The 12,539-nt window shown below is 66.4% G+C and carries 11 protein-coding genes; 9 read left to right on the forward strand and 2 right to left on the reverse strand.

What is annotated here, in order from left to right; genetic code table 11:
- The first annotated feature begins 52 nt into the window (after positions 1–52).
- The 4 genes from pflB to FPP74_RS02000 all read left to right on the forward strand — a co-directional run bounded on the left by pflB (position 53) and on the right by FPP74_RS02000 (position 4,713).
- Entirely contained in the window at positions 53–2,164 is a 2,112-nt protein-coding gene (gene pflB, locus FPP74_RS01985; protein ID WP_144716994.1) for a formate C-acetyltransferase, read from the forward strand.
- A gap of 93 nt (positions 2,165–2,257) precedes the next feature.
- Complete coding sequence (gene grcA2 / locus FPP74_RS01990; RefSeq protein ID WP_144716995.1) at positions 2,258–2,509, forward strand: autonomous glycyl radical cofactor GrcA2; 252 nt, start codon at positions 2,258–2,260, stop codon at positions 2,507–2,509.
- 94 nt (positions 2,510–2,603) lie between these two features.
- Entirely contained in the window at positions 2,604–3,479 is an 876-nt protein-coding gene (pflA, locus tag FPP74_RS01995) for a pyruvate formate-lyase-activating protein (RefSeq protein WP_095276661.1), read from the forward strand.
- Between the two features lie 160 nt (positions 3,480–3,639).
- A complete protein-coding gene (locus FPP74_RS02000; RefSeq protein WP_144716996.1) occupies positions 3,640–4,713 on the forward strand; it encodes a magnesium and cobalt transport protein CorA in 1,074 nt (357 codons plus the stop codon).
- Between the two features lie 3 nt (positions 4,714–4,716).
- On the opposite strand, the gene FPP74_RS02005 is transcribed toward FPP74_RS02000, so the two are convergent.
- A complete protein-coding gene (locus FPP74_RS02005; RefSeq protein WP_144716997.1) occupies positions 4,717–5,169 on the reverse strand; it encodes a PaaI family thioesterase in 453 nt (150 codons plus the stop codon).
- 47 nt (positions 5,170–5,216) lie between these two features.
- Between FPP74_RS02005 and gndA the strand changes: the two genes are divergently transcribed.
- Positions 5,217–6,686, forward strand: coding sequence for an NADP-dependent phosphogluconate dehydrogenase (gndA, locus tag FPP74_RS02010; RefSeq protein ID WP_095276670.1), 1,470 nt, complete (start codon positions 5,217–5,219; stop codon positions 6,684–6,686).
- A gap of 7 nt (positions 6,687–6,693) precedes the next feature.
- Here the strand turns inward: gndA and FPP74_RS02015 are convergent, their stop codons facing one another.
- Positions 6,694–7,770: an HNH endonuclease signature motif containing protein gene (locus FPP74_RS02015; RefSeq protein ID WP_167457382.1), complete on the reverse strand. Its 1,077-nt coding sequence runs from the start codon at positions 7,768–7,770 to the stop codon at positions 6,694–6,696.
- Between the two features lie 147 nt (positions 7,771–7,917).
- On the opposite strand from FPP74_RS02015, the gene FPP74_RS02020 reads away from it, so the two are divergent.
- From FPP74_RS02020 to FPP74_RS02035, 4 genes are read left to right on the forward strand one after another with little or no spacing between them, the layout of a single operon-like run.
- Positions 7,918–9,210 carry a DEAD/DEAH box helicase gene (locus tag FPP74_RS02020; protein WP_144716998.1) on the forward strand — a complete coding sequence of 431 codons (1,293 nt, stop codon included), beginning with the start codon at positions 7,918–7,920 and terminating at the stop codon, positions 9,208–9,210.
- Between the two features lie 12 nt (positions 9,211–9,222).
- Positions 9,223–10,617, forward strand: coding sequence for a hemolysin family protein (locus tag FPP74_RS02025; RefSeq protein WP_095548209.1), 1,395 nt, complete (start codon positions 9,223–9,225; stop codon positions 10,615–10,617).
- Positions 10,614–11,666 carry a hemolysin family protein gene (locus FPP74_RS02030; RefSeq protein WP_095547064.1) on the forward strand — a complete coding sequence of 351 codons (1,053 nt, stop codon included), beginning with the start codon at positions 10,614–10,616 and terminating at the stop codon, positions 11,664–11,666. Before FPP74_RS02025 ends, FPP74_RS02030 begins: the two co-directional genes overlap by 4 nt.
- The gene (locus FPP74_RS02035; protein ID WP_144716999.1) at positions 11,653–12,528 is read left to right on the forward strand and encodes a 3-methyladenine DNA glycosylase; all 876 of its coding nucleotides are present in this window, start codon (positions 11,653–11,655) and stop codon (positions 12,526–12,528) included. Before FPP74_RS02030 ends, FPP74_RS02035 begins: the two co-directional genes overlap by 14 nt.
- The last annotated feature ends 11 nt before the right edge of the window (positions 12,529–12,539 follow it).

The raw sequence follows: 12,539 nt of genomic DNA on the forward strand, positions 1-12,539 counted from the left end.
AGCGCGTCCCCATCGTGGAAAACCCTCGAGACTAGAAGGATCGTTTTTCAAAGTGACTGCTACAACTGCTGCATCGCAGAACACCGCATGGGACGGCTTTGCCGAAGGCCCGTGGACCGACGAGATCAATGTTCGCGATTTCGTCCAGCGCAACTACACCCCCTTCGACGGCGATGCATCGTTCCTCGCCGGCCCGACGGAAAAGACCCTCCGCGTTTGGGACACGCTGGACAAGAAGTACCTCTCCGTCGAGCGCGAGCGTCGCGTCTTCGACGTTGACACCGAGACCCCGGCAGACATCGACGCCTTCCCGGCCGGCTACATCTCTGAAGACGACAACGTGATCGTCGGCCTGCAGACCGACGTCCCGACCAAGCGCGCGATGATGCCGAACGGTGGCTGGCGCATGGTCGAGCAGGCCATCAAGGAGGCCGGCAAAGAGGTCAACCCGGACGTGAAGAAGATCTTCACCTCCTACCGCAAGACCCACAACGACGCTGTCTTTGACATCTACACCCCGCGCATCCGCGCGGCCCGCTCCTCCCACATTGTCACCGGCCTGCCCGACGCATACGGCCGCGGCCGCATCATCGGTGACTACCGCCGCGTCGCCCTCTACGGCGTGGACAAGCTCATCGAGGACAAGCTCGCCGCCAAGGACGCTTCCCTGGACAAGGGCTTCTCCGAGCACTGGGCACGCTACCGCGAGGAGCACGCTGAGCAGATCAAGGCGCTGAAGAAGCTCAAGAAGATGGCAGCCGACTACGGCTTCGACATCTCCGGCCCGGCGACCAACGCTCACGAGGCCGTGCAGTGGACCTACTTCGGCTACCTCGCCTCCGTGAAGAGCCAGGACGGTGCCGCAATGTCCATCGGCCGCCTCTCCCCCTTCTTCGACATCTACTTCGAGCGCGACCTGGCCAACGGCACGCTGACCGAGGAAGACGCACAGGAGATTATTGACGCCCTGGTGCTCAAGCTCCGCATCGTCCGCTTCCTGCGCACCGAGGACTACGACCAGATCTTCTCCGGCGACCCGTACTGGGCAACCTGGTCCGACGCTGGCTTCTCCTCCGACGGCCGCCACCAGGTCACCAAGACCTCGTTCCGCCTCCTGCAGACCCTGCGCAACCTGGGCCCGGCACCGGAGCCGAACATCACCATCTTCTGGGACCCGGCGCTTCCGGAGGGCTACAAGGAGTTCTGCTCCGCCATCTCCATCGAGACCTCCTCCATCCAGTACGAGTCTGACAAGCAGATTCGTGACCAGTGGGGCGACGACGCCGCCATCGCATGCTGCGTCTCCCCGATGCCGGTGGGCAAGCAGATGCAGTTCTTCGGCGCCCGCGTCAACGCGGCGAAGTCCCTCCTGTACGCCATCAACGGCGGCCGCGACGAGGTCACCGGCAAGCAGGTCACCGAGGGCCACACCCCGATCACCGGCGACGGCCCGCTGGACTTTGACGAGGTCTGGCAGAAGTACGAGGAGATGCTGGATTGGGTTGTCGGCACCTACGTCGAGGCCCTGAACATCATCCACTACTGCCACGACAAGTACGCGTACGAGGCCGTCGAGATGGCGCTGCACGACTCCGACATCGTTCGCACCATGGGCTGCGGCATCGCCGGCCTGTCCATCGTCGCCGACTCGCTGTCCGCCATCAAGTACGCGAAGGTCACGCCGATTCGCGACGAATCCGGCCTGGTCGTCGACTACAAGACCGAGGGCGAGTTCCCGTTCTACGGCAACGACGACGACCGCGCTGACGACATCGCCGCCACCGTGGTCCACACCGTGATGCAGAAGATCAAAGAGATCCCGATGTACCGCGACGCGATCCCGACCCAGTCCGTCCTGACCATCACTTCCAACGTGGTCTACGGCAAGGCCACCGGTGCGTTCCCGTCCGGGCACAAGGCCGGCACTCCGTTCGCACCGGGCGCAAACCCGGAGAACGGCGCCGACAACCACGGCATGGTCGCCTCCATGCTGTCCGTGGGTAAGCTCGACTACAACGACGCGCTGGACGGCATCTCGCTGACCAACACGATCACCCCGTCCGGCCTCGGCCGTAACAAGGACGAGCAGGTCAAGAACCTGGTCGGCGTCCTCGACGCGGGCTTCATCATGGACAACGCGGACGCAGAGATCCACCCGGCATAAACCCGGGCCCGCCCGGTCGGCCCACCGGCCGACCGGCAACGGACAACTCAATACCCCACTAATCACCACTTCCCCGAAAAGGAGCACACCACAATGTCTACCCACACCTTCGAAGACCGTATGGCTTCCATGAAGTCCTCCCGCGAGGCCAACAACATGAACTCCGGTCTGTACCACGCCAACATCAACGTGCTGGACCAGAACACCCTCGAGGACGCAATGGAGCACCCGGAGAACTACCCGAACCTGACGGTTCGCGTGTCCGGCTACGCGGTGAACTTTGTCAAGCTCACCAAGGAGCAGCAGCGCGACGTGATCTCGCGCACCTTCCACCGCGGCGCATAACCAGCGGCGTAACCAGGACGTAGCGCCCCACTGACTCGCCCTTCGGGGTGGGCGGTGGGGCGCGTCGATAAGCACACAGCACAGGAGGCCAGCCATGGCGCAAGATGGCACAACCGGCGTAGTCACACTCGAACCCCAGCAGGGCGAACGCATCAGAGGCGTCGCCGCGGGCCTTGGCGGCACCGCCGACGCCGACATGGAAATCACCCGACCCGAGCTGCTCGAGGCGCGGCGCACCGGCGACATCGGGCTCGTCCACTCGTGGGAGCTCGTCACCGCCGTCGACGGCCCCGGCACCCGCATGACCATCTTCCTGTCCGGCTGCCCCCTGCGCTGCCTGTACTGCCACAACCCCGACACGATGGAGATGAAGGAAGGCACCCTCGAATCCGTCGAGTCTGTGGCGAACCGCGTGAAGCGCTACAAGCGCATCTTCGACGCCACCGGCGGCGGCCTCACCCTCTCCGGCGGCGAGCCGCTGTTCCAGATCGCGTTCACGCGCCGCCTGCTGAAGATGGTGCACTCCGCGGGCATCCACACCACGATCGACACCTCCGGCTACCTGGGCGCGCGTCTGCGCGACGAGGACCTGGACAACATCGACCTGTTCCTCCTCGACGTGAAGTCCGGCGACGAGGAGACGTACCAGCGCGTGACCAAGCGCCAGCTGCAGCCCACCATCGACTTCGGCGACCGCCTCAGTGAGAAGGGCAAGCGCGTCTGGATTCGCTTCGTTGTCGTGCCCGGCTACACCGACTCCGAGGAGAACGTGAACAACGTCGCCGACATCGTCGCCCGCTGGACCAACAACGTCGAGCGCGTCGAGGTCCTCCCCTTCCACAACATGGGCGCCGATAAGTGGAAGAAGATCGGTATGCCGTACGAGCTCGACGACGTCACTCCGCCGTCGCCCGAGCACGTCGAGCACATCCGAGACATCTTCCGCTCTCGCGGCCTCGAGGTTCACTAGCACCCCGGGCTCGTCGCTTATCGACGCCACGTCTTCCCCTCCGCCGCGAGTTCGCGCTCGCGCGGAGGGCGTAGTATTTTTTAAGGGCTTCGCTTCGGCTAAGCCACGATCTGCCCGTTGCAACCGGCCCGGCCGGTCCGTCACACGAAGGGAGGCTGCTATGCCGCCTCGGATTCCTCTTCCACGTCAACGGCCGAAGAAGAACTTCGCACCAGTTGCTCAACACGTCCCGGTGCCGATAGAACGCTCGATTGATTTTTGCCGCATCTTCGTCGACGGCAAGCGCCAGCCCGGCAACGCGCGGGTGGCGCAGGCGCTCGAGCGCGTCAACCAGCATGACAACGCCTTCGTGTGGCTGTCGCTCAAGGAGCCGACGACGACGCAGATGGAGCGCATCGCGGAGCTCTTCGACCTACACGACCTCATCGTCGACGATGTCATCGACGCCCACCAGCGCCCCAAAGTGGAGCGCTACGACGACCAGCTCTTCCTGGTCATCCGCACCGTCTACTACCGCGACGACGAAGAGGTCTCCGACGCCCGCGAGATCATTTCCACTGGCGAGGTGCAGATCGTGGTCGGCCCCAACTTCGCCATCACGATCCGCCACAACGCGCCCCTCCCCGACCTGACCGCCCAGCTGGAGGAGGACGAGGAGCTTGCCATCCTCGGCCCCGCGGCCGTGGCGTGGAAGGTCTCCGACTACGCGGTGGACAACCACCTGCGCGTCGCCCAGGCGCTGAGCATCGACGTCGACGACCTGGAAAACGAAGTGTTCACCCCTCGGCGCGACATCAACATCGACAAGATCTACATGTACAAGCGTGAGGTTTTGGAGATGCGGCACGCCATTGACCCGCTCGCGCCGGCGCTAAAAAACAGCCTGGTCAGCCACAAGGACTTGCTCCGCAAAACGCTGCGCTCGTACTTCCGCGACGTCGTCGACAACGCGACCATCGCCAGCGACCACCTCTTCGGCTTCGACGAGCGCCTCTCGTCGCTTCTCGACGCCTCCGTGGCCAAAGTCAGCATGCAGCAAAACAGCGACATGCGCACCATCTCCGCCGTCGTCGGCATGGCCGCCGCCCCGACGATGATCGCCGGCATCTACGGCATGAACTTCGAGAACATGCCCGAGCTGAGCTGGGCTTACGGCTATCCGGTCGTGCTCATCGTCATGTTTGCGTCGATGGCCATCATGTACTGGTGGTTTAGGCGAAATAACTGGCTGTAGGTGTTACGTGGCGTCGACAAGCATGAGCTTGAGGTTCGTCACCGCAACCAGCTTGTCGCCGTTACGCTGCTCCACGCGCCACAGGTGCGTGCGCTTGCCGGTGTGCACCGGGCGCGCGACCGCTTCGATCCGCCCGCCGGTAACGCCGCCGAGCAGGTCGGTGTAGTTGCTCATCCCCAGCGCCGGGCGGCCCGCCGCCGCGATCGCCGCCATCGAGCCGATCGTTTCGCCTATCGACGCATACACGCCCCCATTCACCACACCCGTGAGCTGCAAGTGCTGCGGCCCCACTTCGACGTAGCCCTCGGTGCGCTCCGCCGAACACGCGGTGATGACGAGCCCAATGTGCGGGCCGAACCCGATGTCGTGCGCGTTGAGGTCGCGCAGCTCGTCCGCGCTCAGCGGCTCGACCAGCGGCTCTCGGGCAAAGCGGCTGCGGTAATCGTGCGTCTCCATGTGCACACTCTACCGCCCGCCCGAACGCGGCGCGTAGAATCAAGCGCATGACTGATGCATCCCCCGCTACCGGACTCGCCCAGATCGGCGTCGTTGGCATGGCCGTCATGGGCTCCAACCTCGCCCGCAACTTCGCCTCCAAGGGCCACACGGTGGCCATCTATAACCGCTCGCCGGAAAAGACGCGCGCCGTCATGGCTGAGCACGGCGCCGAAGGGAATTTCGTCCCCTCGGAGACCATCGAAGATTTCGTAGCTTCCCTCGAGCGCCCGCGCAAGGCGATCATTATGGTGCAGGCCGGCGCCGCGACCGATGCGGTGATCGACCAGCTCGCAACCGCGATGGATGACGGAGACATCATTATCGATGGCGGCAACTCTCTGTTCACCGACACGATCCGCCGCGAGAAGGAGGTCGCCGCGCGCGGCCGCCACTTCGTCGGCGCCGGCATCTCCGGCGGCGAGGAGGGAGCGCTGCGCGGCCCGTCGATTATGCCCGGCGGCCCGAAGGAATCCTGGGAGACGCTCGGTCCCCTGCTCGAGGACATTTCCGCGAAGGTCGACGGCTCCCCGTGCGTCACCCACATCGGCCCCGACGGCGCCGGCCACTTTGTCAAGATGGTCCACAACGGCATCGAGTACGCCGACATGCAGGTGATCGGCGAGGCCTACCATCTCCTCCGCTACGGCGCCGGCCTCACGCCCGCCGAGCTTGCGGACATCTTCAGCACCTGGAACGAGGGCGACCTGGACTCCTACCTCATCGAGATCACCGCCGAGGTGCTGCGTCAGACCGACGCGAAGACGGGCAAGCCGTTCATCGACGTCATCCTGGACGCCGCCGGCCAAAAGGGCACCGGCCGCTGGACCGTCAAGGAGGCGCTCGACCTCGGTGTGCCGGTCACAGGGATCGGCGAGGCGGTGTTTGCGCGCGCGTTGTCGTCGGCAATTGCCCAGCGCGAGGCCGCCCAGCGCATCGGGCTGCCCGCGGGCGAGGTGACCACGCTCGATGACCTCGGCGTGGACAAGGACGCCTTCGTCGAGGACGTGCGCCGCGCGCTCTACGCCTCCAAGCTCGTCGCGTACGCGCAGGGTTTCGACGAGATCAACGCCGGTTCGCAGGAGTACGGCTGGGATCTCGAGCCGGGCGCGCTCGCGCGCATCTGGCGCGGCGGCTGCATCATCCGCGCGAAGTTCCTCAACCGCATCACCGAGGCCTACGAGAACGACCCCAAGCTGCCCTCCCTGCTGCTCGACCCGTACTTCAAGCAGGAGCTCGAGGGCGGGCTTATCGACGCCTGGCGCCGCGTCGTCATCACCGCCACCCAACTCGGTCTGCCGGTCCCGGTCTTCGCGTCGTCGCTGTCGTACTACGACTCGCTGCGCTCGAACCGCCTCCCGGCAGCGCTGATCCAGGGCCAGCGCGACTTCTTCGGCGCGCACACCTACAAGCGCGTCGACATGGACGGCACCTACCACACCACGTGGTCGGGAAGCCGCGAAGAGATCGACGCGTAAGCAAAACCTACTTATCGGGCGGGCCGGTCGCCGCTGTGGTGGCCAACCGTTTTGCGCGCACCCACGGATCGCCGTGGTTTCTGCCCCGGGGCGTGACGTAGCCTCCGGGGCTTTTCCATACGATCTGCCCGTCGACGCGCTCCATCCGGCCGCGGTGCGGGCGGCCGTTTTGCCGATTGTGGTACGTGCACAACCAGCAGAGATTGTCAATCGTCGTCGTCCCGCCTTTCGACCACTCGTGGATGTGGTGCGCCTCCGAGAAGTCCGCGGGCTGGTTGCAGTCTTTCCACGCGCAGGTGGGCGCATCCGCGCTCATGAGGAGGCGCATCTCGCGGGACGCGTGGCGCAGCGTGGTGCCGTAGAGGTTGATCGGCCCGTCGGTTGGCGAGATCAACGCGATGTACCCAGACTCCCGCAGCTTCCGGTTGATCAGCTCCGCGCCGGTGAGCCATTCGCCGTTGGTGAGCTGCACCTCGATCTCTTCGGTGCGCTCGGGGTGCTTGCGCCACTGCGCAAAGTCGCCGATGTCCATGTTGAGCACCGTGGTCAACGCCGCCGCGGGGGCCGCGGTCGCGCCTCCGCCCTTCGCCCAGCCCGCCGGGTCGCCCTTCGCCGCCTCAAACAGCGGCAGCACGTCGCTGGTGCGCGCGGTGAGGTGCATGGTGGACCAGCCCTGGTCGTGGAACGTGACGCTCGCCTTCGGCTCCCGCGGCCGCGCCGGCTGCAGTTCCTTCTTCAACGCCCTGGCCCGCCGTGTGATCGCGCGGAGGTCGCCGCGCGTTTCGCACAACGTGGTGCGGTATTTCCACCGGTCCGCGTCTGTCTCCAAGCTTCTCGACGACCGCGCAATAAACGCCAGCGTCTCCAACCGGTGCTGATTTTCGCGCGCCGCCGCGACGCACGCGTCCTGCGCCCGGCGGTTGCGCACCTGCCCGAAGTAGACCTCGGCCGCGCCCATCAGTTGTTCAGCGCGATCGCGCTCCATCCCGCGGTCGACCAGCGCGTCGACGCTCGACTCCGCCGCATCGGCGATGATGGCAATGCCGTTGCGGTCGTGGTGGATGAGGGCGTCGATAAGCGTCATGCCCCAGAGCATAGCCGCACCACAACGCGCTGACCAGCGTAAACGGCAAAGTGTGAGAAGTCTTCCAAAACCTGCCGCGGAGGGAACCGCAGGCCCGCCGCGTGCGTCTAATAGGGTTTGGGGTTTTCGCGCGCTAAAGTGGTCGCAATGACATCGTCGACACCGTCTCCCACTACTTTCGCCGAACTCGGCCTGCCACAACCCGTGGTCACAGTGCTCACACGCCAGGGCATCGAGCACCCGTTCCCCATCCAGGAGGCGGCGATCCCGGACGCGCTCGCCGGCCGCGATGTCCTCGGCCGCGGCCCCACCGGATCCGGCAAAACATTCACGTTCGGCCTGCCCATCCTCGCCCGCCTCGCCGGCGCTCCCAGCCGCCCGGGCCATCCACGCGGCCTCGTGCTCGCGCCCACCCGAGAGCTCGCCGCGCAGATCCGCGAAAGGCTTGACGACGCCGCCGCAGCCCTCGGCCTCCGCATCCTCGAAGTCGTGGGCGGCGTCAACGTGAACAAGCACATCCGCGCGCTTGCCGCCCCCGTCGACCTGCTCGTGGCCACGCCGGGGCGCGCGCAGGACCTCATCGACCAGAAGAAGCTCTCCCTCGACGCGGTGGAAATCACAACGCTCGACGAGGCCGACCAGATGGCCGACATGGGCTTCCTCCCCCAGGTACGCAAGCTGCTCGACCGCACGCCCGAGAACGGGCAGCGGCTGCTGTTCTCGGCGACGCTTGACGGGGACGTCGAGAAGCTCGTGGCCCGCTACATGCACGACCCGGTGACGCACTCGACCGCGCCTGTCGAGGCGGCGGTGGACACGATGGAGCACGTCCGGCTGCTCGTCGGCGGCCGCGAGGAGCGCAACGAGATCGTCATCCAGATCGCCGCTCGCGACGGCAAAACGATCATGTTCATGCGCACGAAGCACGGCGTGGACCGCCAGGTGACGAAGCTGCGCCGCGTCGGCATCAACGCGCAGGGCCTGCACGGCGACAAGGGCCAGGGCGCGCGCACGCGGGCGATCGAGGGCTTCGGCGACGGTTCCACGCCCGTGCTCGTGGCCACAGACATCGCGGCGCGCGGCATCGACATCAACGACGTCTCGCTCGTCGTCCACGTCGACCCGCCCGCCGAGCACAAGGCGTACCTGCACCGCGCCGGGCGCACCGCCCGCGCGGGCACGTCCGGCACCGTCGTCACGCTCGTCATGGACGACCAGCGCCAGGAAGTGGAAAAGTTGCTCAAGAAGGCGGGTGTCGACGCGCGCGAGGTCCGCGTCACCCCGATGTCTGAAGCGTTAGTTAAGATCACGGGTGCACGCAAGCCGGAGGGCGCTCCCCTGCCGCCGCCGGGACAACCTGCGCGTGGGCGTCGTCAAGCGAAGCCCTCCGGCCGCAACAAGCGGCGCGGGAATCGAACACGAAGGAGTCACGGGCGCTAACGCGCAACAATAATGGACATACTCATATCCATCCTCTCCCTTGCGGGATTCATACTGCTCACCGCCTCAACGGGCCTGTTCGTGGCGATCGAGTTCGCCATGACCGGGCTGGAGCGCTCGGCGGTCGACGCGCACGTGAGGGAAAAGGGCGACAAGCGCGCCAAAGCCGTCGCGCGCGACCACGCCAACCTCTCGTTCGCGCTCTCGGGCGCGCAGCTCGGCATCACGCTCACCACCCTTGCATCCGGCTTCCTCGCGGAGCCGGTGCTGGGCAAGTACTTCGCCCCGCTGCTTGAGCTGGTCGGCTTGGACAAGGACGCATCCAGCGTCGTGGCGATGGTGCTCGCGCTAATCGTCGCGACGCTGCTATCCATGGTGTTCGGCGAGCTTGTGCCCAAGAACATCGCGATCACCAACCCGCTGGGCACCGCCCGGTTCGTGGTCCCGCCGGTCAACGCGTTCAACCGCTTTTTCCGCGGCTTCATTAATTTCCTGAACAGGTCGGCGAACTTCGTCGTGCGCAAGCTCGGTATGGAGCCGGCCGATGAGCTTGCGTCGGCGCGCTCCGGCCAGGAGCTGACCGCGATGGTGCGCAGCTCCGCAGAGGCGGGCGGCCTGGACGCCGAGACCGCCGCGGTGATCGACCGCTCGCTGCAGTTCGGCGACACCACCGCCGAGGAGGTCATGACGCCGCGCTCCACCATCGACGCGCTCGATGCCGACGACACCGTCGCCGACCTCATCGCCTTGGCGCGCCAGTCCGGCCACTCGCGCTTCCCGGTGCGCCGCGGCGACCTGGACGACACCATCGGCGTGGTGCACATCAAAGACGCGTTCTCGGTGGACAAGGCCGACCGCGCCACCACGAAGCTGGCTTCCCTCGCCCGCGAGGTGCCGTTCGTGCCGGGCACGCTCGATGGCGACTCGGTGCTCAACCGGGTCCGCCAGGCCGGGTCGCAGGTCGTCCTCGTCGCCGACGAGTTCGGAGGCACGCAGGGCTTGGTCACCATCGAGGACGTCGTGGAGGAGATCCTCGGCGAGGTCTACGACGAGTACGACGACAAGGAGCAGGAACGCGACTTCCAGCGCATCGGCACCTCGTGGGAGGTTTCGGGGCTCGTGAGGCTTGACGACGTCACCGCCACCACCGGCTACACCGCGCCGGAAGGCCCGTACGAAACCCTCGGCGGCCTGATCATGTCCGTGCTGGGGCGGATCCCCAAGCTGGGCGACAAGGTCGTGCTGCCCAACGCCGCGGAGAACTTCCAGGAGGGGTTCGAGTCCGGCGGCGCCGGAACGTGGGTCGGGCGCGTGTCCGCCATGGATGACCGCCGCGTGGACCGGGTGCTGCTCAGCCCCGTCTCCCCCGCGCAGGCTGAGGAAGTTGCTGGAGGTGAGCGTCGATGAGTATTTGGGTCGCAATTCTGCTGATCATTTTCCTCCTCGCGGCCAACGCGTTCTTTGTCGGCGCCGAGTTTGCGCTGGTGTCGTCGCGCCGCGACCGCCTTGAAAACCTGCTCGCCCAGGGAAGGAAGGACGCCAAGGGCGTGCTCGACGCCACCGAGCACCTGTCGATCTACCTGGCGGGCGCGCAGTTCGGCATCACGATCGCCTCGCTGGTGTTGGGTAAGGTCGCCGAGCCGGCGATCGCGCACTACATCGAGGTGCCGTTCCTGGCGCTCAACCTGCCCGAGAACCTGCTGCACCCGGTGAGCTTCGCCATCGCGCTGGTGATCATCTCCTACCTGCACATCCTGCTTGGAGAGATGGTGCCAAAAAACATCGCTATCGCCGGCCCCGAAACCACGGCGATGTGGCTCACCGGCGCGATGACGGTGTGGATCAAGCTCACGCGCCCGGTCATTGAGCTGCTCAACTGGATCGCCCGCAAGACGCTTGCGGCGTTCGGCATCGTGCAGCGCGACGAGCTGGACTCCACGGTCGACCAGGAGCAGCTCGCCAACATGATCCAGGAGTCGCGCGAGGAGGGCCTGCTCGACGCCGAGGAGACCGCCCGCCTGGCCAAGGCCCTGCGTTCCGAGACCCGCAACCTGAAGGAAGTGATGATCCGCCTGCCGGATCTGAAGACCATCACGCTGCAGCCGTCCGGCATCCGCCTCTCCGCCGTGGAGGAAGCGGTGCGCGATACGGGGTACTCCCGCTTCCCCGTCCAGACGGAGCCGGGCGTGCTGGTCGGCTACATCCACGTCAAGGACATCTTGGACCTCATGGAGTCCGACGACGCCGATCCCTTGGTGCCCAAGAAGCGCATCCGCCCCCTCTCCATCGTCGACGGTGCGCAGACGCTTGACGACGCCCTCACCTCCCTCCACCGGCGCTCCGCCCACATGGCACAGGTCCGGGACAACGGCGAGCTGGTCGGCGTGCTGGCGCTCGAGGACCTCATCGAGGAGTACGTGGGCACCGTCGCAGACTGGACCCATGAGGACGAATAGACCGGAGGTGCTCCAGCCGCGCGAGTACGAGGCGCTCATCGCGGCGCACGAGGCCCGCGCGGACCAGTGGATCACCCCGCACCTGGAGCGCCGCACGCACGGCGTCGCGCACCCGGTGTGGGACTTCCTCTTCGAGTACTACCCGCTCCGCCCCGCCCACCTGCGCCGTTGGCACCCGGGTGTGGGGCGCACGCTTGCCGACGCCACCGCCCTCCCCCACGCGACCTGGCGCGATTACCGCGTCAACGCCGATGGCACGGTTGGCGTGGACGTCGGGGCGTTTGTCGCCCACCGCGGGAGGGACGTGGAGGCGGTTGGGCGGGTGCTCGGGGGCGTCGAGAAGCGTCCCGCGCACTTTGACTGCTTCGGCCTGCACGAATGGGCAATGGTCTACCGAACGGACACCCCGCGCCACGCGTTGCCGCTGCGACTGGGGCGCGCCGGGACCGATGCTGTGGTTGAGGCGCATCAGCTCAAGTGCACGCACTTTGACGCGTACCGATTTTTCACGCCGCCGGCGCGCCCGCTGAACCTGACCGTGCTCACGCGCGAGGGGCAGGCGGCGAACGACCAGGCAGGCTGCGTGCACGTGGCGATGGACCTGTACAAGTGGGCGACCAAGCTCGGCCCGCTCGTCCCCGGCGAGCTGTTGCTGGACACGTTCGCGCTCGCGCGCGAGGCGCGGAGGCTGGACATGGAGGCCTCGCCGTACGACTGCCGCGAGCTCGGGTTTGGAGTCGTGCCGATCGAGACAGCTGAAGGCAAGGCGGAGTACGTCCGCCGGCAGCGGAAATTGGCGGAAGACGCCGCGCCACTGCGTCATCGGCTTGTCGCGCTCTTAGAACGCGTGCAGCACGGATAAGATTGCGGCAA

The sequence above is a fragment of the Corynebacterium sp. NML180780 genome, assembly GCF_007786415.1.
GTDB classification, from domain to species: Bacteria; Actinomycetota; Actinomycetes; order Mycobacteriales; family Mycobacteriaceae; genus Corynebacterium; species Corynebacterium gottingense.